General features: G+C 70.3%; 19 protein-coding genes. 8 read left to right on the forward strand and 11 right to left on the reverse strand.

Annotated elements, in window-relative coordinates; all coding sequences use genetic code 11:
* Positions 1-38 precede the first annotated feature (38 nt).
* Entirely contained in the window at positions 39-2018 is a 1980-nt protein-coding gene (locus QMG73_RS30945; RefSeq protein WP_281901557.1) for a type IV secretory system conjugative DNA transfer family protein, read from the forward strand.
* Positions 2015-3979 carry a DNA primase gene (locus QMG73_RS30950; RefSeq protein WP_281901559.1) on the forward strand — a complete coding sequence of 655 codons (1965 nt, stop codon included), beginning with the start codon at positions 2015-2017 and terminating at the stop codon, positions 3977-3979. The genes QMG73_RS30945 and QMG73_RS30950 overlap by 4 nt, the downstream gene beginning before the upstream one ends.
* Before the next feature lie 38 nt (positions 3980-4017).
* On the opposite strand, the gene QMG73_RS30955 is transcribed toward QMG73_RS30950, so the two are convergent.
* From QMG73_RS30955 to QMG73_RS31005, 11 genes are all read right to left on the reverse strand, one after another.
* Complete coding sequence (locus QMG73_RS30955) at positions 4018-4437, reverse strand: DUF4913 domain-containing protein (RefSeq protein ID WP_281901560.1); 420 nt, start codon at positions 4435-4437, stop codon at positions 4018-4020.
* Positions 4434-5480 (reverse strand): hypothetical protein, encoded by a 1047-nt coding sequence (locus QMG73_RS30960; protein WP_281901562.1) that lies wholly within the window; start codon positions 5478-5480, stop codon positions 4434-4436. Before QMG73_RS30960 ends, QMG73_RS30955 begins: the two co-directional genes overlap by 4 nt.
* Before the next feature lie 237 nt (positions 5481-5717).
* Entirely contained in the window at positions 5718-6218 is a 501-nt protein-coding gene (locus QMG73_RS30965; protein WP_281901563.1) for a hypothetical protein, read from the reverse strand.
* A 126-nt stretch (positions 6219-6344) separates the two neighbouring features.
* Positions 6345-8402 (reverse strand): WD40 repeat domain-containing protein, encoded by a 2058-nt coding sequence (locus QMG73_RS30970; RefSeq protein ID WP_281901565.1) that lies wholly within the window; start codon positions 8400-8402, stop codon positions 6345-6347.
* 145 nt (positions 8403-8547) lie between these two features.
* Positions 8548-8805: a hypothetical protein gene (locus QMG73_RS30975; protein WP_281901566.1), complete on the reverse strand. Its 258-nt coding sequence runs from the start codon at positions 8803-8805 to the stop codon at positions 8548-8550.
* A 385-nt stretch (positions 8806-9190) separates the two neighbouring features.
* Positions 9191-10030, reverse strand: a complete 840-nt coding sequence (locus QMG73_RS30980) for a hypothetical protein (protein WP_281901567.1) — start codon at positions 10028-10030, stop codon at positions 9191-9193.
* A gap of 74 nt (positions 10031-10104) precedes the next feature.
* Positions 10105-11646 (reverse strand): hypothetical protein, encoded by a 1542-nt coding sequence (locus QMG73_RS30985; RefSeq protein ID WP_281901569.1) that lies wholly within the window; start codon positions 11644-11646, stop codon positions 10105-10107.
* Positions 11643-12035, reverse strand: a complete 393-nt coding sequence (locus tag QMG73_RS30990; RefSeq protein WP_281901571.1) for a hypothetical protein — start codon at positions 12033-12035, stop codon at positions 11643-11645. Before QMG73_RS30990 ends, QMG73_RS30985 begins: the two co-directional genes overlap by 4 nt.
* A gap of 96 nt (positions 12036-12131) precedes the next feature.
* Complete coding sequence (locus tag QMG73_RS30995) at positions 12132-13562, reverse strand: relaxase/mobilization nuclease domain-containing protein (protein ID WP_281901573.1); 1431 nt, start codon at positions 13560-13562, stop codon at positions 12132-12134.
* The gene (locus QMG73_RS31000; RefSeq protein WP_281901574.1) at positions 13562-13762 is read right to left on the reverse strand and encodes a hypothetical protein; all 201 of its coding nucleotides are present in this window, start codon (positions 13760-13762) and stop codon (positions 13562-13564) included. The genes QMG73_RS30995 and QMG73_RS31000 overlap by 1 nt, the downstream gene beginning before the upstream one ends.
* 546 nt (positions 13763-14308) lie before the next feature.
* Positions 14309-14590 carry a recombinase family protein gene (locus QMG73_RS31005; protein ID WP_281901575.1) on the reverse strand — a complete coding sequence of 94 codons (282 nt, stop codon included), beginning with the start codon at positions 14588-14590 and terminating at the stop codon, positions 14309-14311.
* A 154-nt stretch (positions 14591-14744) separates the two neighbouring features.
* On the opposite strand from QMG73_RS31005, the gene QMG73_RS31010 reads away from it, so the two are divergent.
* The 6 genes from QMG73_RS31010 to fxlM all read left to right on the forward strand — a co-directional run bounded on the left by QMG73_RS31010 (position 14745) and on the right by fxlM (position 25251).
* Positions 14745-17978, forward strand: coding sequence for a DUF6884 domain-containing protein (locus tag QMG73_RS31010; RefSeq protein WP_281901577.1), 3234 nt, complete (start codon positions 14745-14747; stop codon positions 17976-17978).
* A 188-nt stretch (positions 17979-18166) separates the two neighbouring features.
* The gene (locus tag QMG73_RS31015) at positions 18167-18412 is read left to right on the forward strand and encodes a helix-turn-helix domain-containing protein (protein WP_281901579.1); all 246 of its coding nucleotides are present in this window, start codon (positions 18167-18169) and stop codon (positions 18410-18412) included.
* A gap of 141 nt (positions 18413-18553) precedes the next feature.
* Positions 18554-18736, forward strand: coding sequence for an FxLD family lanthipeptide (locus tag QMG73_RS31020; RefSeq protein ID WP_281901581.1), 183 nt, complete (start codon positions 18554-18556; stop codon positions 18734-18736).
* A 139-nt stretch (positions 18737-18875) separates the two neighbouring features.
* Positions 18876-21893, forward strand: coding sequence for a lantibiotic dehydratase (locus tag QMG73_RS31025; RefSeq protein WP_281901583.1), 3018 nt, complete (start codon positions 18876-18878; stop codon positions 21891-21893).
* Positions 21890-23140 carry a lanthionine synthetase C family protein gene (locus tag QMG73_RS31030; RefSeq protein WP_281901585.1) on the forward strand — a complete coding sequence of 417 codons (1251 nt, stop codon included), beginning with the start codon at positions 21890-21892 and terminating at the stop codon, positions 23138-23140. Before QMG73_RS31025 ends, QMG73_RS31030 begins: the two co-directional genes overlap by 4 nt.
* A gap of 20 nt (positions 23141-23160) precedes the next feature.
* The gene (gene fxlM / locus QMG73_RS31035) at positions 23161-25251 is read left to right on the forward strand and encodes a methyltransferase, FxLD system (protein WP_281901587.1); all 2091 of its coding nucleotides are present in this window, start codon (positions 23161-23163) and stop codon (positions 25249-25251) included.
* The last annotated feature ends 1 nt before the right edge of the window (position 25252 follow it).

Genomic DNA, 25252 nt, shown 5'->3' on the forward strand with positions numbered 1-25252 from the left:
AACATGTGCCGATCCACACAGGACGGTGCCCTGTGAGCATGTCCCAACACCCGGTCCAACCACGATCTGCCGCCGGCACGATACCGCTGACCCCGTTCGTGCTGCTCGCCGCGTTGTGGACGGCGATCGCGTTGAGCTGGCTGGCATGGTTGGCCGGACGGGTCACCGCCTGGATGACCGAACGGCCGGTCGGGCCGGGCTTCGACAGCCAGTTCGTCACCAACCTCGTGGGCGGCCAATGGGACACCGTCTACCCGCACAGCAACCACACCCTCGTCGCGGTCGTCTACGGAGCGCTCGTCGCGTGCACGACAGCGCCAGTGGTCACCGGCGCGATCGTCTGGCAACGGCGGCGCACGCACGCCGGCGACCCGCTGCCATCGCTGGCCCGTCCCCGCGACGTGACCGACCTGACCCCAGCCGGCGTCGCTAAACGAGCCCGGCAGCTACGGCCGAGCCTCGCCGACCTGCCGGCCAAGTACCTACGCCCCGCCGACACCGGACTCGCGCTGGGCACCATGCTGCGGCCCGGCAACCGACGCGGTCCGCTGCTGCGTGCGTCCTGGGAAGACGGAATCCTCGCGGTAATGGGGCCACGGGCGATGAAGACCACCGCCATCGCGGTACCGCAGATCCTGGACGCCCCCGGCGCGGTACTGGCTACCAGCAACCGCGCCGACCTGTGGGCCACCACCCACACGCTACGAGCCCGCGCTGGGACGGTGTGGGTGTTCGACCCGCAGGCCATCACACGCACCGCTCAAGGCTGGTGGTGGAACCCGCTCGCCGCGGTGCAATCCGTGGAGGACGCGGCACGGATGGCTTCCCACTTCGTACAGCCGATCCGCCGCGACAAAGGCGAGGACTTCTGGCTCCTCGCGGCCGAAGACCTGCTCACCTCGTTCTTCCTGGCCGCCGCCGCCAGCGGCTCGACGCTGGCCGACGTACAGGCGTGGCTGGCCGACGCCAGCGACGACGAGCCGGTCGGGCTGCTCTTCGACCACGGCTATCCCGAGGTCGCGCGGGCGCTGCGGGGCCGCCAGCACGGGGCGCCGGAAACCCGCGACGGCATCTACGAAACCGCGCGCACCGCCGCCAAGTGCCTGCAAGACCCACGCATCATGGCCTGGGTCAACCCACCCACCGACATAGACCTGCCGTGCTTCGAGCCCGACACATTCCCGACCTCCACCGACACGCTCTACCTGTTGTCCAAAGACGGCGCCGGCTCCTCCGGGCCGTTAGTCGCCGCGATGACCGACCAAGTGCTGCGCCACGGGGTACGCCGTGCCGAGGCCCGCGGAGGCCGACTCGACCCGCCGATGCTGGCCATGCTCGACGAAGCCGCCAACATCTGCCCCCTCGCGGACCTGCCGCAGCTCTACAGCCACTACGGCGGCCGCGGCATCATCCTGGTCACCATCCTGCAAACCTTCCAGCAGGGCACCACCGTGTGGGGCGAGCGAGGCATGGGCACCCTCTGGGGCGCCGCCACCGTCAAACTCGTCGGCGCCGGCGGCGACGACCCGCGCTTCGCCGCCGACATCTCCACCCTTGTTGGAGAACACGACGTGACGACGCTGTCACTGACCCGTGACGCCACCGGATACCTCTCCCGGCAGGTCGCCACCCGCCGGCAACGCATCATGGAACCCGGCGACGTGCGGGCGCTCAAACGCGGCACAGCCATCCTGCTCGCCTCCGGCGCCCGCCCTGCCATGCTGGAACTCAACCCATGGTTCCGCCAGGCCATTGCGCCCACGCTCAGCGCGCACACCGCCGCTGCGGTGGCCCGCATCTCCGACGCCGCCGAACGCGAACGCATCGTCGGCGACCTGGCCGTCGACGGCATACAACTACCCACACCCGCCGGACCCCAGCCCGACGCACACATATCGCAACGGCTGGCCGCTGGTGCGACACCGGCGGACCCAGACGCAACCGGTGGACCCGGCACCGCCGACCGTGCCGCCCGGCCGACACCTCCACGGTTCCGTGGCCCGACGAGGCGGCCATGACCCGCTCACTCGAACCGGACCCGCAGCGGCTGCTTGACGCGCACGCCGCCGCGAACGAGTTCTACCGCGCACGCCTGCTGTCCGAGCCACGTGCCCTGGCGTACCTGCGCAGCCGCGGCATCGTCGCGGCCGTCGCACACACTCCACCATGGACACTCGGTTACGCGCCGCGTGGCTGGACCCACCTACACGACCACCTGCGCGAGGCCGGTTACACCGATGAGGAGTTGCTGGCCGCCGGGCTGGTGACCCCGACAGGCAACGGCAACCTCATCGACGTGTTCCGTAACCGGGTCACCTTCCCCATCCGTAACCCAGACGGACACATCGTCGCGTTCACCGGCCGGGACCTGTCCGGACGGGCCAACACCCCGAAGTATCGCAACACCGCCACGACAGCCATCTACCGCAAGAGCGAGTTGCTCTACGGCCTGTCCGAACAGCTCGGCGGCGACACTCAACCGGCCGCCGTCATGCTCGTCGAAGGCCCCGCCGACGTGGTCGCCGTGGCCAGGCTCCGCCAATCCCTTGGCGCAGACCAGTACCGGCGGCCCTATACGGCAGTCGCCCCGTGCGGCACCGCGCTGACCGCCGCTCAAGTGGCCCGGCTCACCGAGGCGGTACCACCCGGCACCCCGATCGTGGTGGCCTTCGACCCCGACAACGCCGGACACGCTGCCGCCGAGAAGGCGTACACACTGCTGTGCAACTGGCCCGGCCCCGTTGACGCCATCGCCCTGCTGGCCGGGACCGACCCCGCCGAGCTCATCGCACACGGTCGGGCCAGCGCGGTCCAGACGATGGAGCAGTCCCGCCGCCCGCTGGCCGACCTGCTCGTCGACCAGCGACTCAGCCGGTACCGGCTCGACGAAATCCCCGGCCGTTTCGCTGCCCTCCACGCTGCGGCACCGCTGGTCGTCGACATCGCCGCCCGCGACCCCGCCCACGCGGCGCGGCTATCCGCGCACCTGGCCACCCGCCTGGACCTCAACCCGCTCACCATCTTCGAGGCCGTCTACCCACCAGCCGACGACGCTGAGCCGACGGACTACGCAGCGCCCGCGCCCGACGACAGCCCCGTGGATCCGCCCAACCGGTCGGCAGCTATGCCGCTGGGCGGCGCCGGGTTTCCCCACCCAGAGATCGTCGGCCACCAGTACGCCCGCGTATGCCCACCGGCCGCGCCCGCCACAGCCTGGGTACAACACGATCCCGTCACCGGGCACACCGCGTGGGTACTCGCCGAAGGCGTCGCCGACGCGCCCGGCGACCGCGACGCCGCTCGCATCGCTGCCGAGGTCGCCGGCCGGGCTGCCGTCCTCATCGGCGCCCGCCGGGCCGTCGAACTCGCCCGCACCGCGCTCAACGCTCACTTCGCCCAACCCGGCACCCGCCGCGGCGACGCCGCCATCACCGTGCTCACCAGCTTCGACGGCGAACAACCCACCCTCGGACGCCGACCGTTCACCGTCGCCTGGGCCGGCGACATCACCGCATACGGCACCACCAGCAGCCAGTTCACGTCGCTGACCGCCAGCCACAACCTGCGCGCGCACGCGCGCCGCCAGGACCCGGCCGCCGCGAGTATGGCCGGTGACGCCGCCCTGACCGCGTCGGTGCGCGGCGGCGGCACCATCGGCGTCAACCGCATCGACACGCCACTACACCAGATCGTGCTCGTCGGACGAGCGCTGGCACACACCGACCCAGGCACCATCCGACGCGCCGTCGAATGGCGCAGCCCCGCCAAGGCCATCCGTCACCTCGCCGAACTCAGCGACACGGCGGCCGCCCTAGCGATCCGACCCCGGCCGGATCGAGTAGTCCCCGCGCTGACCGCCGCTCAACTCGCCCGACAGGACCAGACCGCCAACTCGAAGCCGCCGCAGCCGGCACTCTCGGCACGGGCAGCCCGCCTCGCCCTGCCCGCCGCACCGGCCAGGCACACGCCAACGCGGTGAGCCGGCGACACTGACCCGCACGAAGTGCTGGGGCGTTGTCAGTCCCACCAACCCTGCGGCGTCAGCTCGACACGGGGAACCGTCCCCGGTTCGTGCTTGCCGGGCCGCTGCCCCTCCGGCTGCCGGCAATTCCGAAACGAACCGTCCAGTCCAATGAGGATCGGCAGATGGTGGTCCAGGTCCAGCCACCAACTCGGCTTTGCCGCCGGCTCCCAACGGGCCGCCTCCCAGCCGTTCCACAACACCGTGAGCCGTGCGATCGCCTCCGCGTGATCCCACCACCGGCAGCACCAACGAACCCGAGGGCTGCCCGGCACCCTGTGCAGGAACATCGGCGTGAAGTAGCCGTTCACCCACGCTTCCACAGTCAGGTACAGCGGCGGCTGCGCCTCCGACTCGCCAGCGGTGGCCGCCTGCTGGTGTGGCGTCCCGCTCGGTGAGGTCCCCAGCTCGATCATCGTGCCCTCACCGACGTCCGCTTGCCGGTCGGCGTCCGCGTACGCGTGCTGGCCGGCTGCCGGACGGCGACATCGGCGGGCAGCGCGGCCGGGTGGTGCAGCCCCTCCGGATACCACTCCGCCGCCAGTTGCGCGGCGGTGCGGGCGTCAGCCTGATCACGGCTGCCCTCACCAACATCGCGAGCACTGCGCGGCAGGCCCATCGTGGCGTGCTCGTTGACGCCGGCCGTGCTCGGATCGTCCGGGGTGGCCGCAGCGGCCTGTGCATGCCCGAGGTGCTCGCCGGCTCGCGCCTGCAGGATCTCCCGCAACGCCTGCGCGGCGGCGGCACCCCCGGCACCGAGGCGTTCCAGCTCCTCCGCGAAGGCGGCTCCATGGATGCCGTCGGCCAGCCGCGCCCGCTCCTGATCGACCGCAGTGTCGAAGCCATCAACGCCGACCACCGGCTCCGGACCGGCCTCAATGCCCGCCGAACGCTGACCGCCATGCGGGCGGGACGGCCGGGTCTGCGCCATCTCGAACGCGGCGGCACGCATCGCAGCGGCACGCGAAACGCCGTTCGCAACGGCCTGGCCGTACAGGTCCATCGGCCGCGGGTAGATCTCGCGTAGCCGCTCCTCGACCTGCTCCGCCGCCATCCGGGCCTCAGGGAACTCGCCCTCACGCAGCCAGGCCACCCGCCACACCGTAGCCAGGTCATACAGGTCCGCGTGGGCAAGCCAGTCCGGTTCAAGGGTCAGCGCGATGAGCCGCCGGTCACGCTGCGCGGCACGGCGACGCTGGGCGTGGTGCGCGAGCTCATCCTCGTTGCGGTCCTTGGCGTTCTCGCGCTCCCGTTTGCGCTCTTCGCGTTCCCGTTCGCCGTGTTCGCGCTCCTCAGCCCGTTCGGCGTCCTCCTCGCTACGCGCCCGGCGGCGCATCTCCTCCGCCGCCAACCTGGCCGCCGCCTCGCTCAACGTGGCAAGAACCGCCAAACCCTGTCCAAGGCGCTGCCCGACCTCCGCCACCGCGTCGGGATGCTGCCCCTGCCCGATACCGTCCATTCGCCGCTCCCAACCGTCTGCCGCATCGGCGCCGCGCGCTCGACCTCGACGATGCCCACGGGTAGTTGGCAGACCTGTTAGCGGCCCCGGCGTTCAGCGACTGCGGCAGCCCAGCAGGAGGTGACACAGCGAGAGCGAACGCCGGCTAGATCGGCGCCACTCGCCGACGGCGGACCTGACCGAGAGGGCGTGTCGGGCTTACCAGCTCGACGGTCGCTGCTCGTTGATCGGTAGCGATTACCGGCCGGTCCCATCGAGCAATGTCGCCAGGCCGGCGTCCTGGGGCTCTTCCTCTGCCGATGGAGGGAGGATCTGCCGGAGGTCGTCATCCACATCAAGGTTGTACCGGTCAGCGAGCGCACCGATGTAGAAGCCGAACGTTGAGCGGAGTTCACCCACAGCGACGAAGAACCCCGGCGCATCGGCGCGGAAGCTTTGGGGGTCCTCGGAGGCAACGTCAATGAAGCGCCGGCATGCGGCTCGCATCTCCTGCAACGCGCGTGCGAGCTTCCTGCCTGGATCGTGTTCCTCCAGTTGTTCGCCGAGAAACTGGCGGATCTCCTGTGCCGACCTGACGCAATACTGCGGGTCGTTCGGATGCTGGCCGCGTTGTCCGAACAACAGCCGACGGTCCTCCAGGAAGCGAACGGTACGGCGCGCGATCTCCTTGTTGGCTCTGCCGAACTCCCACTTTGCTCCAAGACCAAAGATCGAGAAACTAAGCTCCTTAGGTTTCATGCCATTCACCCTATTACCTGCGTAATGCCGCTGACATCGCGCTTGTGGCGTTGAGTTCGCGGTCGCGGCCTGTACTTGTCAGCGTGCCGGACCCGCCCTCCCGCTGCCATCGTTCGGTGAGGTTGATCAGTCGAATCGGGCAACGGGTGTTGTTGAGCTCAGTGGCATATCCGCGGTGGCGTGCTGGCCCGGCGTTGTGGGTCTTGGTGCCGTCATGGGCTGGTTGCCGCCAGCGGTGTCGACGGCGAGCAGGAACCCGCGGTCGAGGACGATGATCTGCTGAGCGACGATGGCGACGATCCGGCCGACCGGTCGCGGGAGTGTGACCGCCCGGATGACGCGGCCCGTCTCGATCTCCCATATTCGCACGACCCGGTCGGCGCAACTGGTCGCGATGACCGGCACGGCGTCGAGTACCGCTGGCAGGACCGCCCGGACGCGGTCTGGGTGTACCAGCTCCGGCCCGACCAGGTCGCCGGTGGCGATGTAGGCGCAGGTAACGGTGTCAGCGATGGCGCTGACCACCACGGTGCCGGCGACGTGGAGGGCGGTGACGGCGTTGGGTCCGGGCCAGTACACCGAATCCAGGGCCCTGCCGGCCGGGATCTGCCGGTCGGCGAACCGTCCCGGGGCGGGAACCTCGCCCAGGTCAGCGCTGTCGAACCAGCGGATGCCGCCGTCCTGGTCGCCGGCCAACACGACGGTGGCGCCGTGCAGTTCACCGACCGCGATCGCGGTGATCGCGCCCGGCCTGGCCACACGGGTGACGGCCCGCGGCATCAGCGTGGCCACATCCCACACGGTCAGGGTTCCGCCGGCGTCGATCGCCGCGACGAGGCCATCGCGTCCGGCGGCAGCCGTCATCACCGGCCCGGCCGTGGCCGGCTCCGATCCGGCGCGGACCTGGCCGCTGGCGGGGTCGAAGAACGTCGGTCCGAGGTTGAACATGCAGGCGACCAAGGCACGGCCCTCAACGGTCGCGGTAACCAACCGCCGGGGGAACGTGAAGCACTGTTGCCGCCCGTACGCCCCACCCAACTGCCGCCCATCGGCCGCGTCGAACACCCGGAACAGGCCGCCCCGGTCGACCGCGACCACCACGAGCCGGCCATCAACCATGATGGTGACCGCGTCGACGAAGTGCGGCCGGTGCCGGTCATCCTGTACCAGGGGCACGGTCAGCTCGACCAGGTTGGCGCGCCCCTCGCTACTGCCGAACTGCCCGGCGAACACGAATGGACCGCACACAGCGACGTCGCGAACCTCGAATTCGAAGTCGGTCCGAATCGTGCCGCGGACCGTCCCGTCCCGCAGGTCGACGACCTGCAACACCTGTCCGTCGCCGACCACGGCGCAGGCGCCGTCGGCGGTGAAGGCCAACGCCCCCGTCGAATGGTCGGCGACGGGAAACCGTGCCAGTGGCACCGCTGCCCCCGGGTCCCAGACGGTCAGCACGCCGTCCTCGTCGACCGTTACCGCACGGCGTTGTCCGTCCAGACTGGTCCAGCCGCCGCCGCAATGGTACCCGGGTACCGCGGCGTTGCCGGTGCGCCGCAGCCCGTCCAGGTCGTGAAAGGACACTGTGCTGTGGTCTTGGCCGCCGACGCTGAGGACCGCCAACGGCGGGTGGGTGCTCACCGCGACGCGGCGGACGAAGCCGTCGTGGGCGGCGATCTTCGCCAGCCGGCTGCCATCACGCAGATCCCACAGCAGCAGGTAGCCACGTTCGGTGCCGGTGACCGCGACGCCAGCGCCGACCGCGAGACTGCACAGACCACCGGCGGGACGCGGGACGTCATCGGGATCGGTGGCCAACAGCAGCCCGCCGGTGCCCAGATCCCACACCCTCAACTGATCGTCGTCGACCGCGGCGACGGTGTCACCGTCGAACACGGCGGCGCCGTGGTACCGGTACGGCCCTTCAAGCCTCAACCGGTGCACCACGCCATCCGCGATGGTGATGCGGTGCACCGTGTCGTCGACCAGCGCCCAGGCGTAGGTGTCGTCGAGGCGAACCGCCGCGATCAGGCCGCCGAGTTGGTACGCCTGGCGCATCGCCCGGCTCAGCGGCTCCCCAGCCGTCCACCGCGGCAACCACGCCCCCGGCTGCTCGGCACGCACCAGGTCAGCGCGCTCCGGCAGCCCACGCCGCAACAGTCCCACCATGGCCTCGAACCGGTCCACCCGTGCCCTCCCCCGGACGACCGTCAGGACGGTACCGCGCACACCGGCCGCACTACCGCCAGCGGACGTTGGGCCAGCCACACGAACGACCTATGCGGGAAGATCCTTACGCCTCCACCGGACCTGCCGCGAGTCGGGCCTCCGGTCACCTACGGTGCTGCACACGGTCACGATGACCGAACCAACGGAACTGCTCGTCGGGTTCTTCTCGACGACCGAGTACGCCAGCAGCGACCAACGCGAGCAGGGCATCTCGAAGACCATTGCCAAGCTGGTTGTCGGTCCAGAAGACGTGCTTGACGTCGAGGAAATCTGCATCGGGGAACAGTCCGAGGATCCGACCCAGGACGTAGGCCGCCGCGTCCCAGTCGGTCCAATCGTCAAGGTCGTCAGCGAGTGCCACGAGCGCAATGGTGCCGCATCGGCAGGCGGTGAGAGGGCTCCATGGCAGTCCTGCTATGCCGCTAACAGGCGGGTGCCGGCTGGACGTGCCACTCAGGGTGCGCGGCTGGTAAGCGCTCGTCGTATCGGTCCAAGACCCGGGTGGCCCCTTCGTCGTCCAGATCATCCTGGCTATCCGAGACGCCGATATCGATGTGCGCGGTGCCGCGACACGCCCGCGCATACGGACAGTTCGCCACCGCCGAATCATCATGGTCACACCCGGCGACCAGCCACACGGCGTGGAGGATTGGGCACGGTCCGCCGGCCCAACCCACCACCGCAGCGGGACCGTCCGGACCGCCGTACTCGATGCGACGTGGCGACGCGACTGGATGCCCGGCTGGTCAACGCACAGCGGCGACCCGCTGCGCCGCCAGCCGGACCGGGCGCAGGAACGCGGCGTTCTGCCAGCTCCGCGGACCGTAACGCAGGTATGCGAACAACACCGCATGGCACCAAGCGGAGGGACCATGCAGTCGCACCGGCGCAACGTCGCGGAAGGCGAGAATGCAGGACTGATCGACGCCGATCCGGTACTCCATGACCCTGTCGTGGTCAAAGCCAAGCCAGCGTCCGCTCACCTTGCACCAAGTGGTCGTCGCGGTCACCACGACCCGCGCGGGCCGGTGCCCCCTCCATCGCCGCTGGGAGAGGCCGGCGGCTCTGGCGTAGCCAATAGTCGTACCGATAAGGCGACCGATGGCCGCGCCGGCCACAAAGCCGGGCGGGCCGACCGCGACCATCGAGCCCGGCCGGTACGCGACGTCCGCGGCGTAGAAACGGGCATAGTTGAACGGCACATCCATGTACACGGCGCTGCCGGCGCCTACATCCGGCGCATGCACGACCGGCGGCTGGTACCCGCTTGCCAAGTGGGTGTAAAGCCGGACCGCCTCCTGCCAGCCCCGCTCCCCCAATCGCGCTCCCGGGATGGGCAACAGCCGGCCCATACCGTTGCCGAGCACGTACGCAAACAGCGTCCAGGGAGCACAGAGCCCGACCAGGCTCACACTGATCCAGCGGCCGTGGGCGAACCGCCGCCGCTCGCGGCCCTCCACAACGCCGATGACCACAGCGGTCCCGGCTGTCGTGAGCGCGAGAGCCCAGAATCCAAGCGTCGCTACGGCCCGGTATGAGTACGGCCCCGCGTTGGCAGCGACGATCGTGAACAGCAGCGGGGACAACGGCATGGCCACCGCGGCGGCGAGCCAGTACCGGCCGGCGCGTCTCGGTCGCAGGCCACACATTGGCGCGCGCCTCATCGGGTCCGTCCCTGGCCGGGAGTCCCAGGGCTGCGAGGTCGGCCAGCGGGCGCGGTTGGTTCGGCCATGCCGGCCTGCTGCGGGTACCACTGTCCGGCCAGTTCGGCCGGCTTCGCGGGTAAGGCAGACGCCGCTCGGTGGGCCGTGCGCGCGGCCTCCAGGCCGGGTCGCGGCTGTACTCCGACGACGGCGGCCAGGACCCGGCCATGTTTCGCGGCGTTGGCCAGCGCCTTGGCCAATGCGCGGTACGACCGATGCTCTGCCAGTGCGGGCCGCCAATGCACGGACCGCGCACCAACCTGGACGGTCATTGCCAGGACGCCGCCACGGGCCCGCGAGACGTCGACCGCTTGGTGCAGCAGATCGGCCAAGTCCGGCATCCTCGCGGTGATCTGCCCGGCGGTGTTCCACCATGCGACGCGATCCGTCGGGTTGGCCATCCAGGATTCGCGGGAACGCCATTGCCCGTCGGGTCTGAGCTGGCCGCGCAGCCAGGCCGCGGCGCCTGCGATCGCCGTACTGAGTGTGCCGCGGTCGCCGTGGTCCGGTATCGGGCTGCGCAGCTCGGCGACCGCCTGTAGCGCGCCGCGCCAGGGACGGGCAGCGGCGTCAACCGCCATCGGCAGTTCCTCGCCTCCGGAGCCGAGGTGGGTGTAGAGGTAGCCGAGGTAGCGGGTGATGGCCAACGCGGCGCGGGCGGCATCGGCGAGCTGATCGACGGTCAGCTCGTCGCCGCGGCGCACCAGCCATGATCGTGCGGCGTCGATGGCTTGCACGCAGTCGTGGGCGGAGCTCGGGTGTGACCAGCGCTGCGGATCGTCGACCGGTGGTGCCGGGGCCATGCCCAGTATTGGTGCCCGCTGCGGGTCCCCGCCGGCCGCGAGTAGCACTGCCGTGTCGTGCAGTGGGCTGCTCTTGGTCTGCCACGCATCCTCCTCAGCGGCTGCCAGCAGCGAGCGCAGTCCGGTCGGGGCGTCCTCTGGCCACATCCAGCGGGCCAGCCGTACGTCGATCTCGGACGCGGCGGCGGCCAGGCTGGCCAAGGCTGCGAGATTGTCGCTGCGGCCGGCCCCTGCCAGCAGCGCGATGCCATCGGCGGTCAGCGGTTGGTGCCGTTCACCGGGCGCCGTCTGCGCGCCAGTGTTGCTGATCAGAATGTCGCCGGCCGCACGTAGTGCCTGATGCGCCTCGCGGAGCGCTACCGCGACGGCTCCGGCGGTTGGAGGGTCGATGCGGATGACATCGTTGGCCGCGATGGTGCTGGCAGCCGCGTGCCGTAGCCCGATCGTCAGAACCGCGATTGGTCTGCGCTTGGCCAGCAATGACTCGTACTGGCGCGGCAGGTCAGCCTCCGCGGCCAGGTCGCTCGCGTGAAGGCTGCCGAGCACGACGGCCTGCCGCTCCAGGCTGCGGTACAGCCGAGCCCGGGCCAGCGCGGCGCTGGCCCGGGCGTCAGGATCAGGTTCCGAGTCGCGCAGCGCCACGTACGCCCGAGCCAGCGCGGCGGCGGCGTTCTCCAACTGTTCGCCGTAGCTCATCTCAACTCCGCCACCGCGTCGTCGAGCCGGTGAGCCACCCGTGCCCAGACGAGCCGCCGCCACGGCGACCCGCGTTCGCCTGCTGCGGCCGCCGCGTACCGCTCGGCCAGCCGGCGGACAAGGGCAGCCACGTCGCGGCGCAGCGCGGCGCCGTCCGGCGCCGGATCGGGTAGCCCGGCGGCGAGTGCCGCCGGCTCGCCGAGGTCCCGCACGGCCTCGGTAATCGCCACGGTGTAGAGGTCCCAGTCGCCGCCGCCGGGACCGTCCGGGCGGTGGAGGCCGGCGTGTACGGCCAGCAGCAGCGCCTGCCGCATCGCAGCGCCGTCCGGGTCGCCGTCCGCGGCCAGCGCGCTGGCCGCATGCGCCAGCAGAATGCGGTACGTCGTCATATCGGACACTGTTTGCGACCTTCCGCATGGTGGGCAACTGGCGTCAAGGGATCTGTGGATAACGCGCGGCCCGTGCACATGTGGATAACTCCACGGCTACCGGGGCGTCCGCACGGTGGTTGGGCGTGCCGAATGACGTCGAGCATCGCGGCGCGAGGTTGGCGGACCTATTGGCGGACCGGTTAGCGGTACCTCTGCCTCGGCCGCAAGTGCCGGGCCATCCGGCGCGCCAGCGACCGCGCGCAGCAGCCGCGCCGCTACCCGGGCGGCGCGGGCCTGGTGCAGTCGTCGCTGCGAATCGCGCAGGTCGGCAAGCGCGTCCGCGAGCAGAGACAGATTGAGGATCAGGCGCAGCATCGCGAACAGCGCCTCCCCATCAGCGAGGCGGCCGGCCACGCCGAGCAGTCGAGACATGGCCCGCAACTGCTCGGCACGCGGCGTGCGGGCCGGCAGCTGGCCATGCGGGAGCCTGGCAGCCCGGTCGAGTGCTTCGGCGGCTTCGTGCAGCGGACCGCGTCTGGTGCCCTCGGCATGCCGTGCAACCACTGTCAGGACGTCGGCCGCCGCGTACGCCGCTGCGACAGCACCGCCGGGGGCGTCGCCGGCAGCGTCGCATACGTGCTCGGCAGCCCGGTCGTATAACCCGGCAGCTGTTCCCGATCGCCTTGGCACGTCCGCGCTGTCGGCCCACCGGCGCAACAGCCGAGGCATGGACAGGTCCGGTGCCAGCCGGCCACCGCCGTACCAGATCGGTCTACCGTCAGCGGCCGTATAGTCGGGCAGAGCCACCTTGTATCCGGTAATGACTCCTATGTGGATAGTGCTTTCCCGCGCCTCGACCGTTACCCCCGCCTGGCGCAGCAGATCGAAGAACTCCTCCACGGTCGCCGCGGCAGCGGCAGCGAAACGGACCTCGCGGCGAAGCCGGTCCCGGGCCGGTTCGGTCCGACCGGTGCGCCGCGCCTTGTTCAACTCAGGCGACTTCGGCCGCCGATGCGAGGTCCGGTCGGCCGGACCCACCACGTACAGCCCATATCGTTCCTCCAGATTGCGGCAGGCAGCCTGGGCCTTCCACCGGTCGTTGCGGGCGTACTCGGTGCGCCGGTCCTGCCGAACCAGGGTGGCGGCGATGTGGATATGGTCCGGACCGTGCCGAACGGCCACCCACCGCACCGCGCGAGCGTCGCCGTGCTCTGCCAACCCCGCCTGAGCCATCACTTCGGCGGCGATGTGCGCCCACTGCGCGTCGGACAACCGCCGGTCCTCGGGATGTACGCGCACCGAGCAGTGCCACACCGGCCTACGCGGCGGGTTTCGTCCGTTGTGGACTGGCTGCTCCAGCAGATCGACCAAGCGGCGGAAGTCCCGTTTGTCGTCCGGCCCGATCACGGGTTCCAGCCGGTGCAGCGGCCCAGCACCGTCCCACGCGGCGACCAGGTGCGGGTTGACGTGCTCCTCCCGCTTGCCCGGCCCATACAAGTAGCGCAGCAACCCACCGACCCGCTTCCCGCGGACGATGTTGGGCATCACGGCAGGCGCCGGTCCAGCCGCGCGATCACACCGTCGAGGTGTTGCATGCGCCGCTCGCACAGCGCGACGACCCGTTCCAGCCAGTCCGGCGCCTCGCCGGTGGCGTTGAGCGCGGCCATCGCCTGGTTCAGGTTGGTCCCGATCCGGCCGAGCGCTACCCGGGCGTCGAACAGCTCGACCTGCAAGTCGGAGAACATCTCCCGAGCCTGGTCCAACACTGGGGACCGCACCCCCCGGGCGGCACTCAACGCCGCCTCCGCACAAAACCCGGTCGGGGTCACGCCGGCCGCTGTCCCAGCTGCGGCGATGTCCGCGTACTCCGCGTCGGTGAAGGTGGGAGCGATCCGCCGTTGCCGACCGGGATACAGGTGACGGCGATCCCGACCTCGCCCCACTGGCACGTCGACCTGCCGCGAGGGTGTTCCATCAGCCGCTGTCGTATCCGCAGTCACGCCGCGAGCGTCCACTCAGGACGTTAGCGAAAGTGTTAGCGGGCTGCGGTGATGCCGCTAGAAACCTCATGCCGTCTGTCGACCGCGCCCGGTCGACAAAGCATCCTGGCACAGGATGCATAGCTTGCTCCCGCCCCGGGCCATCCGGTTCCCGCGCGACGAAGGAGCGCGGCAGCTGGCTCGCGAAGATCACCGGCCCATGTGGACGGTGGAGCACGCTGGATGCGAGCGTAGCAACCCGAGACACGAGCCGGTATCACTCAGAGGAGTGCCGCAGCAGGCCCGCTGCTACTACTGCCGACCGCCGCCGCGTTCGCGATCCCAGCGTGCCAGAACGTACTGCACGTTGCTCTTCCCCCACGGGCCCTTACCAGTCGGGGTCGGCACCCGCTCCGCCTCCAAAGCGGCTGCTATCTGTGCAAGCGACAGGCCCTGGTCGCGTAGCTCGGCCGCCCGCTGCGCCGACGCCGGCAGCGGGGCCGGTGGCCGTCCGAGCCGCACGCCGCGCTGGCGAGCGGCGGCCATCCCCTCGGATACCTCCGGGCGGCTCGGTCGATGATCGGGCGCTGACACGTGACAGAGGATACAGAAAAAGGTCCAGAAAAGGGCACGGCAGCCAGCATAGAAAATACCTTTTCCTATACGCTTGAGGTGCAGAGAGCCCCGGCCAGTGATGGCCCACCGACCGGGTCAGGAGCAACCGACCCTCAAGCGGAAGGCGTCTCCAATGAACGGGCCTACGACCAACGCCAGCTCGGTTCGCCCAGACGGCCCCGGACGCATCGCCCCCGGCCAGCGGGTCACCTGCCTGCCCGGATCTCTGCCCGCCCGCGACGGAGGCCGGGGCGGCGGCATCCTCGTCTCCATCGGGCCCAAAACCTCCATTGTGGACGTGTACGGCGGCCGCAAGCGGCGCATCCCCAACGAGCTGCTTCACCCCGAGGCCGGCCCCTGGATCGCCGCTGACCGCGACGCTCGCGGACTACGCACCGCCAATGCCTCCGGACGCGGGTGGCTCCCAGGCTGGTCCTGGCTCGGCTGGAGCATCGCCGAGCACCTGGAGTACCTGTGTGGTGAGCGGCGACTGCCCACCCCGCCGCCAGCACCGCAACGGCTGATCATCGTCGCCTGCGGAGCCCGCAAGACCGCCTGCTTCGAAGCCCCTGCCGGCCAGATGTACGTCGGCAGCTACCACCGGGCCGCCCGCCGAGCTGCTGAGGCCATCACCACACCCGACACACGGGTGATGATCCTGTCCGCCCGGTACGGCCTGCTCGACCTGGACGACGTCATCCTGCGCTACGAGGCGCGGCTCGGGCAACGCTTCGCCATCACCGCGCAAGGGCTGCGGGAGCAGGCCGAACAGCTCGGGTTGGCCGATACCGCCGAGGTGATCGTGCTCGCCCCGGCGGCCTACGCCGACCTGGCCTCCCACGTCTGGCCACACGCCCAGCGCACGCTCGCCGGCACCCGCGGCATCGGGGACCAGATGGCCCGACTGAACGCACTGGCCACCGGCCGGACCACCGTCGCCGACCTGGTAGCCGCCGGGTCGACGGCGAACCTCGCCACGACCGGGGACCAACACGCGGTGAGCATCCGCGGTGGCCTCGTCCACCTCGCCGACACGCCACACGCCCGGACCGGCACCGCTGCTCCGGTCTGCCCCGCCAACCAACCCCACCGACGCTGGAAGCTCACCAGCGCTCCAATCACCTGCACCCGCTGCGCCACCATCGTCACCCGCCGCCGCGACCTGGACCGCTGGTGCGCCCTGGTCAACCGCCACGCACAAGCAGCCAGCACAGGGAGACCGCACCAGGACAGAGCACTCGCGCCAGCGGCGACCGAGCGGCGCCGGGACGCCCACACCGGTCCCGAGCCACGCCGACCGGGACGCCAAGGCAGGAGGTGCATCCGTCCCGGTGCTCCACGGCGAACGGGCGGGACGTCCCGCAACAGCCTCCGGGACGACTGGCGGCACGTCCCGGGCGGTCAGGTTCGGGAAGTCCCACTCATCCCGCCGGGCGATGGCCTGGCGACCCGGCGACCGTCCCGCCGCTATCCGCGGCATCCGATCGGACGGCCGCCGCCGCGGCCGCGACCCATCACGCAGGCCCGCCACGCGGTTGCGAACCGGTCACCGGCAGGCGCCGTCCCGCTCATCCCTACCAGGTCACTGACCTGCGACAACAAGAAGCTCACTAACGGGTCCGCTAACGGTCTGCGGCGAGCATCAGGCTGCACCACCAGGCCATCGCCGGCCGGCGCCGGGTTAGCGAACCCGTTAGCGCCCATCGCCGGCCCGCACACCCGACACCCGAGCACCATCCGTCCACCCCAGGCGGCCCCGGGCCGGTGTTGGCGCACCGCCCGGGGCCTTGATCGGACGCAGGAGGTCCGACCCATGACCGACCCTACGACCCACCCGGCAACGGCCGGAACGCCAGAGATGGCAGCGGCAGCCACGCCGGCCAACGGTGTCGCGGTCGCCGACGTCCGTACCCTGCGCCACGTCACCCGCGCCGAGCAGGAACGGCTCTCGGCCGACGCGGAGGTCGAGCGTCGCGCCCGAGCCGCTCAGCTCGACCTGGAGCTGCGCGAGCAGCGACGGGCAGCCGCCCGTCGGGAACGCGAAGCCAGCGCGGCCGATAAGCAGGCCCGCGTCGAGGCACGCCGGGCGCGGCGCGGCGCACGCCGGGCCAGGCTGCGCGCCGCCGCCCCACGATGGGCCGAACGCGCACTGTTCGTACTTCCGATCATGTTCCCGATGGCCGTCGCCTGGGTCGGGCAGATCCGCTTCGCGATGACCGTCATGGGCTGGCCACTGCCGGCCGCGATCGTGTTCGCCGCCGGATTCGAGCTGTCCACCGCGTACGTTGCCCGCCTGGACTGGCTCTCCCGCGCCGCCGGCGACTCCGCCCTGCTGTTCCGCGGCGCTACCTGGGGTTTCGCAGCCGGCGCTGCCACCATGAACTACTGGCACGCCGCCGACCCCGGTCTCGCCCCCAACGGGGAAGCCGTCTCCTACGGCCTCATGTCGATCACCGGCGTGGTGCTGTGGGAGCTGCTGTCGACCTACCGGCACCGCACCGCGCTGCGCGCCGAAGGCAAGCTCCCCGCCGCACGGCCTCGGTTCGGCCTGGCCCGCTGGATCTGGTTCAACAAGCTCACCCGGATCGCGTGGCTGCTGACGCTGCGCGATGGCTACACCGCCACCGACCTCGCCTGGCGCGCCGGGATCGGCGCGGTCGACTTGTACGGCTCCGCGAAGGACGCTCGCGAGGCTGTACGAGCCGGACGTCCCGTCCCGCGTCCCGAACCACTCGCCGGCGGCGAGCGGGACGCCGGGCAAGGCGGGAAGAACCGGGAGCTCCAGGCGCAAGCCGAGAATCGGGACAGCGCAGACCGGGACCTGGACCGGGACGATCCCGCGCGGGGAGAACAGCGGGACGGCCCGACCCGGCACGACCACCGGGACACCTCGCGCGACCAGCAACCCGACCGTACGCTCCGTGCGGGCCACCCAGCGGACCCCGACAGCGGCCAGTCCCCATCGCGGGCCGATGTTCCGGCCCTTTCCGCCATAGCGCACGAACCATCGGCAGACCCAGCTGGCAACGACGCACCCGATCGAGATGAGGCCGACACGGCGGCGCCCGCCGTCAACCCGGATCACAGCGGCGACCAAGTCCCTGCACCGCCGGACCAGGCCGCTGGAAGCGAAACCGACTGGGATGGAAGCAGGGGTGACGAACCGCGCACGAGCCCGGATCACGGAGCCCGGCGAGACTCGGGCAAGCGCGCTGTCAGCGCCAAGATGCTCGCCTACGCCCGACAGCGCCTCGCCGAGGGCGCACGCATCACCGGCGCAGACCTCGACCGCAAGTTCGGCACCCGTGACTACGGCCGGAAGGTTCTACGCCGCCTGGCGACCGAATCTCGAGCCGCCGAAGCCTAGCGAGCGCCGCGACCGATCGCACGTACGAGCGGTGGTCCCCCCGCGAACACGTCAGGCCGGTTAGCGGACCTGTTGCCGTCGCACCCTCCGCCGTTACGGCAACGTGTTCGCCAACCTACGGCCGCAACCGTCGGAACCACACAGGACGGTGCCGGCACACAGCCGGCGGCAGCGGAAGGAAGCAGACTATGACGACCACCGCGAGAGCCCAAGAGGCCGCGCAGCGAGCCAACACGAAGGTTTGGACCATCGACGCCGTCCGCAACCTCGGCGCCACGACCGACATCGAGACCGCCGGGGCGATCCTGGGCATCGGCCGCTCGAAGTCGTACGAGCTTGCCAAGAACGGTGAGTTCCCCGCCCGTGTGCTACGCATCGGCCGGCGCTACCTGGTACCCGTTCCCTCGATCTTGACCCTGCTCGGCGTCGAGTAGCGCACCTCGCATGGCATGCAGATATGGCGAGTCGCCAAGGGCGACTCGCCCTGCATCGAAGCCCTTACTCCTGGTCACATAGTCATTACACAATCGACCTACGTCACTTTGGTGACACCCGGCGGGCTGAGGAGCATCTCGATGAGTACCAGCAGCACGGTGGAGTCGGTGTCGCAGACGGCGGAGAAGCCCACCGACATGGACCCCTTCGATCTCGACATCCGCTTCATCGAGAACGGCGAGGCGGCAGCCACGCTAATCAACCTCACGGACAACGGCTGCGGCAGTACGTGCGCGAGCCCTTGCGCCACCAACGTGGGCTGACACGCCGGCCCGCTCGCCGGAGTTCCTGCGGGCGGGCCGGTGCCAGTGAGGGGGTGAGAGACGCTTGGACTCGCGGATTGGCCAGCCGTTGTACCGATGCGGCGAAAGCGCGGTCGTACGTGCCGCTCAGCATGTCGAGTTGCCGCTGCCGCCCTGGCCGGACCTGACCGGCGAGAGCACCGCCCACGTAGAGGAGTGGCGCGCGTGGCTGCGGAGCATCTGGGCGGTGGATGCGGTTGTCGAGGCGGTCGAGCACGCCAGTCCCGCGCTCGCGGACGAGGTGGCAGCGGTATGTGGTGGGCGGCGCCGGAGCGCTCGCCAGATACGCCGGACCGTGTTCGCCCTGACCAGGTACCTGTTGCGGATGATGGGGCGGGCCACGCCGTTCGGACTGTTCGCTGGCGTGGCTCCCGCGTCCTTCGATTCCAAGCTCGTCGTACGCTGGGGTGACCGGCACCATGCCGTCGCCTCGGCCGACGGGTCCTGGCTGTCGGATGTCGTCGCGCGACTCGAAGCGTGCCCGGAACTGCTTGAGCGATTGTCGCTGTCGGCCAACGACACCGCCTTCGTTCGCGGCGATCGCCTGGTCGTGCCGTTCCAGCCAGAGGTGCGCACCGACGACCGCGTCGTCGCGGTGGACGTGTCGATCCGCAACACAGCGGCGGTCCGTCTGGTGGTGGAGGCAGCTACAGCGCCGATTCGGGGCGAGGTGCTAGCGGCGAAACTGGCGGCAGACTTCCCCACCACGCCCCGAACCAGGATCCGGGACCTGCTGGCCGACCTGGTCAGCCGGTGCGCGCTGATCACCAGCCTTCACGCGCCCAGCACGGTCGCGGATGCCTTCGGCCACCTCCTGGAGCAGCTCGACGCCGTGCGGGCAAGTGAGATCTCGCAGCTGGCCGATCTCGTCGACCGGTTGCGGGAGATCCGCGCCGCGCTGCTCCAGCACAACCAGGCCGGCTCACAACGGCGGGATATCGGAACGGCAGCCACAAACCAGATGAGGGCGGTTACAGCCACCGCGCGTCAGCCGCTGGCCGTAGACCTGCACCTGGACTGCACGCTCGTCCTGCCCTGGCAGGTCATGCGCGAGGCCGCGATCGCCGCGTCGGCGCTAGTGCGCCTGACCGCGTACCCGTCTGGACCGATCGCGTGGCAGAGCTACCACAACCGGTTCTTCGAGCGGTACGGGATCGGGGCGCTTGTTCCGGTGCTGGACGTCGTCGACCCGGACGTCGGGCTTGGTTTCCCGGACGGGTATCAGGGCGCTGGGCCGGAGCCGGCGAGATCGATAGACGATCGCGACGCGCGGCTGCTGACGCTGGCACAGTCCGCAGCTTTGGACGGCTGCGACGAGATCGTCCTGGACGAGCGCCTGCTCGCCGAACTGTCGCACCAGCGTCTTGAGCGGGCACGGCTACAGCCGCACGCTGAGCTGTGTTTCCAGGTCCATGCCCGATCGCAAGCCGCAATCGCCTGCGGCGAATTCGAGCTGGCCGTCGTGAGCGTCTCCCGTGGTGTCGGCACGATGAGCGGCCGTTTCGTAGAACTACTCGGCCAGGAGAGATTCACTGCCACGTTCGCGCGGCTGCCCACTGGCAACCCCGACGCACTGTCGGTACAGGTGTCGATCCCGCCATTTCTCGCGCGGGCCGGCCACGTCGCGCGTGCTCCCCAGTTCCTACCGGCCGGGATCAGCGTGGCCGAGCAGCGCGGTTCCGGCGACGGCGTGATCCGGCTTGAGGACATTGTCGTGGGGTGCGACAGCGAACGCCTCTATCTGGCCTCGCTCGCTCACGGGCGGCTGCTGGAGCCGACGATGCTGCATGCCCTCGACTTGCGGGTGCACGCTTCGCCGTTGGCGCGGTTTCTCGTCGAAGTGGGGCGAGCGCAGGCCGCCGTGTTCGCCGGCTTCGATTGGGGTGCGGCCGCCCATCTGCCCGTGTTGCCGCGGCTACGGTACAGGCGAACGATTCTGGCGCCGGCTCGGTGGCTGCTCGATCAGGCCGAGTTCGGCGGACGCCATGCGCCGTGGGCGCGGTGGCAGGAGGCCCTGGCGGGGTGGCGCGCCCGGCGCCGCCTGCCTGACCACGTCTACCTGACTGAGGCAGACCAACGCCTGCCACTGGACCTCTCCGAGCCGAGCCACACCGCTCTGTTGCGCGATCACCTGGAGCGCTCCGGGCGAGCGGTGTTGACCGAGGCGCCCGGCCGTGAAGCGTTCGGGTGGTTCGGCGGCCGCGCCCACGAGGTCGTCGTCCCGCTGACGGCAACCCGAACCGCGCACCAGCCTGCGCCGCTGGTCAGCCCGGCCCGGCTGTTCGGCCGAGACCACGGGCACCTGCCCGGCGCCTCCAGGTGGCTGTACGCCAAGCTGTACGGGCATCCCGAACGGCAGCCTGAGATCCTGGCCTCGCAGTTGCCGACCCTGTTGTCCGAATGGGGCGAGCCGCCGCTGTGGTGGTACATCCGTTATCGCGACCCGCATCCGCACCTGCGCCTTCGCATCCTGCTCGCCGACGCCAACGAGTTCGGGCCCGCTGCGGGGCGGGTCAGCGTCTGGGCGGGTCGGCTGCGCCGGCTGGGTCTGCTGGGAGACGTGCAGTTCACCGCGTACTACCCGGAGATGGGGCGGTGGGGCAGCGGTCCCCTGATGGTGGCGGCCGAGGCGGTATTCAGCGCCGACTCACGCGCGCTGGTCACCGAGTTCTCCCAGCCGTCGCGGTCGGCTCGGCAGGCCCTGACGGCCGCCCACTTCGTGGCGATCTCCACCGCCTTCCACGGCGGTACGAGCGCTGGCATGGACTGGCTAATCAGGTACGCGAGGACCGACACGACCGCGGCTCCAGCCCGGACCGTTCTCGACGAGGCCGTGCGGCTGGCCGATCCCACCGACGACTGGGCGCATCTTCGCGCAGCTCCCGGCGGACACGCGATCTCCGCGGCGTGGGAGCCCCGCCGCCACGCCCTGGCCGCGTATCGCGCGCTGCTGGACGCGAACGACGGCATCAGCCAGGACATCGTCCTGGACTCGTTGCTGCACGCCCACCACATCAGAGCGGTTGGCATCGACCGTGACGACGAGCGCACCTGCCTACGCCTGGCCCGCTCGGCAGCCCTCGCGTGGAACGCGCGCTCTGGAAGGACTGGCACATGACCACGGCGCTGCTGGAAACCGCCAGCTCCGTGGCCGACGCGATCGCCGATCGGTTGGCGTCACCGTCGACCCGCCATGGCGTACAGGTGCCGAACGGTTGGTGGCCACAGTCCTTGGCGCACGGCGCCGCAGGCGTTGCCCTACTGCACATCGAACGTGCCCGCGCTGGTCTTGGACCATGGCAGCGTGCCCACGACTGGCTCGCGGCCGCCGCTGGCGGCGAAGTCCTGGCCGGAGACGACAGCCATCTTCACTACGGCGCGCCAGCTCTGGCCTACGCCCTGCGTGCCGCAGCCGACGAGCATGGCCGCTACGCACGAGCACTCGACACCCTCGACCGACGGGTGGCCACCTCCACCCGGCGCCGCCTGCAGCACGCGCACGCGCGCATCGACCGTGGCCAGCTGCCCGCGCTGGCGGAGTTCGACGCCATTCGCGGCCTGACCGGCCTCGGCGCCCACCTACTGCGCAGCGACCCGCACGGGGATCTCTTGCGCGCCGTCCTGAACTACCTGGTCCGGTTGACCGAGCCGATAACCGACCGCGGGGAGTCGGTGCCGGGCTGGTGGACCCGGCAGGCTCCATCCGGCAGGCATTCCGAGAGCTTTCCGGGTGGCCACGGCAACAATGGCATGGCGCACGGCGTCGGCGGCCCGCTGGCGCTGCTGGCGCTCGCGATGGTCAACGGTGTCAAGGTGGCCGGTCAGACCAAGGCGATCAAACGGATCTGCGCCTGGCTCGACCGGTGGCGTCAAGGCGGCAAGACGCGCCCGTGGTGGCCGTACTGGCTGACTCTGACGCAGCTGAGCACCCGGACCCACGCCTTGTCGGGGCCGTCGCGCCCGTCCTGGTGCTACGGCACCGCCGGGCTCGCCCGCGCCCAGCAACTCGCCGCCCTAGCAACCGGTGACACCAGCCAACAACGGATGGCCGAGCACGCGCTGCTCAGCGCGATGACCGATCCACGGCAACTCGCCGCGACCACCGACCTGTCGCTGTGCCACGGGTACGCCGGGCTGATGCACATCCTGCGGTGCGCCGACGCCGACGCGATCACTCCACAGTTCGCCGCCTGCGTGCCGTGGCTGCTCAACTCGGTCCTCTCTGGCACCACCGAGCGCCTGGCAGCCTCGGGTGGCGACGTCGGACTGCTCGAAGGAGCCGCAGGCATCGCCTTGGCCCTGCACGCTCTGCGCACGGACGCGCCACCGCCCTCTGGCTGGGACGCTTTCCTACTGATCAGGTGACCACCAGGAGGGAGGAACCGGTGGAACCGGGAACCTGGCCACAGGCCATCATCGAGTTCGCCGACCGCGACCGGCGAACCGCCGAACGCGTCGCCGTTGACCACCTCCACCCCGCACTCGCGACAGCCCGTGCGAACGGCTCCATCACCGAGTGGTTCTTCATCCGCAAAGGCCCGTGCTGGCGGCTGCGCTATCGCCCAACCGGACACAGCGCCCGCGCACCGCTCGAACGCCTCTTGGACAAGCTGGCGAGCGAGCGGCACATCTGCGGCTGGACGGCGGGAATCTATGAACCGGAGGAGGTCGCGTTCGGCGGCAGCGCCGGTATGACCGTCGCCCACGAACTGTTCGACCGCGACAGCCGCCACGTCCTCGACTACCTGAGCAGGCAGCCAGTTCTTGGGCGCAGAGAACTCGGAGTCCTACTGTGCAGCGCGCTGATGCGCGCCGCCGGGCTGGACTGGTACGAGCAAGGCGACGTCTGGGCCAGAGTCGGGCAGCACCGGCCCGGCACCGACGAACCGCCGGCCGCGCGCCTGAACCGCCACATGCGCCACCTCATGACCGTCGACGTACATCCATTGGTGACGGTGGGACCGTTGGCCACGATCGACAACTGGATCGCCGCCTACGAGCGAGCCGGACATCAACTGGCCGACCTTGCCCGCACTGGTGTGCTGGAGCGCGGCATACGAGCCGTCCTCACCCACCACGTGCTCTTCAGCTGGAACCGACTCGGCTTGCCCGCCACCGAGCAGAGCACCCTGGCCAGACTCGCGAGAGAGGTAATCATGGGAGAACCAGACGACGCCGTGTCGACGACCGGGGCGAGCGTAGGTCCCACTAGGGTCGGCACGGTGACGACCGATATGACCGAAAAACCCGTCGCCGAACACGCCGCCGAACTGCGCGACGCGCTCGTCAGCAAGCTCCACGAGCAAGGAACCGTACACACCGCGAGCGTCGAGGCCGCGCTTCGTGCGGTGCCGCGCCACGTGTTCCTCCCACAGGTACCGATCGAGCAGGCGTACGCCGACGAACCGGTCTACACCAAGCACGACGGCGCTGTGTCGATCAGCGCCGCCTCGCAACCGACGATCGTCGCGATGATGCTCGAACAGCTCCAGGTCGAGTCCGGCAACCGGATCCTGGAGATCGGCGCCGCCACCGGTTACAACGCCGCACTCCTCGCGTACCTGGCAGGCCAGGGCGGCCATGTCACCACGATCGACGTCGACGAAGACCTTGTGGATGGCGCACGTGCGGGTCTCGAGGCAGCTGGCATCCGCAACGTCCGCGTCGTCCTCGGCGACGGTGCGCTCGGCTACCCGCCGGACGCGCCGTACGACCGCATCATCGCCACCGTTGGCGCTTGGGGCACGCCCCCGCCGGCGTGGCAGGAACAGCTCGCCCCACACGGCCGGCTCGTGGCCCCGCTGCGGATACGTGGCAGCATCTCGCGGTCCATCGTGTTCGAGCACGACGGGCCCGGCCACTGGCGCAGCAGCTCCAGCCAGATGTGCTCGTTCATGCCGCTCCGCGGCGGGGTGGCCGACGACCCCCGGCGCCTGGTCACGCTCGCCGACGAAGGCGTCATCATTCAGGCCCACCAGGAGCAGGCAGTCGACGAGGCGGCCCTGGAGGGCGTTCTCCGCCAGCCCGGCGGCGAAACGTGGACGTCGGTGCGATTCCGCGGGCAGGAGTCGATGGAGTGGATGGACCTCTACCTGACCCTCTCACTGGACACGGCCCTGAGCCGCATGACGGTCCAACCGTCCGCCGTCGACAGCGGCATGGTGGAGCCCCAGTTCGGTTGGGGCGCCATGGCGACCGTCGACAAGAGCTCCCTGGCCTACCTCACCCTGCGTTCCACGCCGGCGCCCGATGGAACCGGACGGCTGTATGAGGTCGGCGTCATCGGTCATGGCCCCGATGGTGATCAGCTCACCAGCCGCGTCGCTGACGCCATCCGCACCTGGGACCAGGACTACCGCACCCTGCCGGTCGAGTTCGAGCTCCTGCCATCTGGTGTCCGAGCACCAGCCGAAGATGCACCGGGCACGTTCGTCGTCGCCACGCCACACAACGACCTCATCGTCTCCTGGCGCTGAG

This window comes from Phytohabitans aurantiacus, from assembly GCF_027923225.1.
GTDB lineage: Bacteria > Actinomycetota > Actinomycetes > Mycobacteriales > Micromonosporaceae > Phytohabitans > Phytohabitans aurantiacus.

What these genes read in the sequence shown, in the direction of transcription:
- QMG73_RS30945 (WP_281901557.1), top strand. Translation starts at nt 39, where the DNA reads ATGTCCCAACACCCGGTCCAACCACGATCTGCCGCCGGCACGATACCG.
- QMG73_RS30950 (WP_281901559.1), top strand. Translation starts at nt 2,015, where the DNA reads ATGACCCGCTCACTCGAACCGGACCCGCAGCGGCTGCTTGACGCGCAC.
- QMG73_RS30955 (WP_281901560.1), bottom strand. Translation starts at nt 4,437, where the DNA reads ATGATCGAGCTGGGGACCTCACCGAGCGGGACGCCACACCAGCAGGCG.
- QMG73_RS30960 (WP_281901562.1), bottom strand. Translation starts at nt 5,480, where the DNA reads ATGGACGGTATCGGGCAGGGGCAGCATCCCGACGCGGTGGCGGAGGTC.
- QMG73_RS30965 (WP_281901563.1), bottom strand. Translation starts at nt 6,218, where the DNA reads ATGAAACCTAAGGAGCTTAGTTTCTCGATCTTTGGTCTTGGAGCAAAG.
- QMG73_RS30985 (WP_281901569.1), bottom strand. Translation starts at nt 11,646, where the DNA reads ATGAGCTACGGCGAACAGTTGGAGAACGCCGCCGCCGCGCTGGCTCGG.
- QMG73_RS30990 (WP_281901571.1), bottom strand. Translation starts at nt 12,035, where the DNA reads ATGACGACGTACCGCATTCTGCTGGCGCATGCGGCCAGCGCGCTGGCC.
- QMG73_RS30995 (WP_281901573.1), bottom strand. Translation starts at nt 13,562, where the DNA reads ATGCCCAACATCGTCCGCGGGAAGCGGGTCGGTGGGTTGCTGCGCTAC.
- QMG73_RS31000 (WP_281901574.1), bottom strand. Translation starts at nt 13,762, where the DNA reads ATGTTCTCCGACTTGCAGGTCGAGCTGTTCGACGCCCGGGTAGCGCTC.
- QMG73_RS31010 (WP_281901577.1), top strand. Translation starts at nt 14,745, where the DNA reads ATGAACGGGCCTACGACCAACGCCAGCTCGGTTCGCCCAGACGGCCCC.
- QMG73_RS31015 (WP_281901579.1), top strand. Translation starts at nt 18,167, where the DNA reads ATGACGACCACCGCGAGAGCCCAAGAGGCCGCGCAGCGAGCCAACACG.
- QMG73_RS31020 (WP_281901581.1), top strand. Translation starts at nt 18,554, where the DNA reads ATGAGTACCAGCAGCACGGTGGAGTCGGTGTCGCAGACGGCGGAGAAG.
- QMG73_RS31030 (WP_281901585.1), top strand. Translation starts at nt 21,890, where the DNA reads ATGACCACGGCGCTGCTGGAAACCGCCAGCTCCGTGGCCGACGCGATC.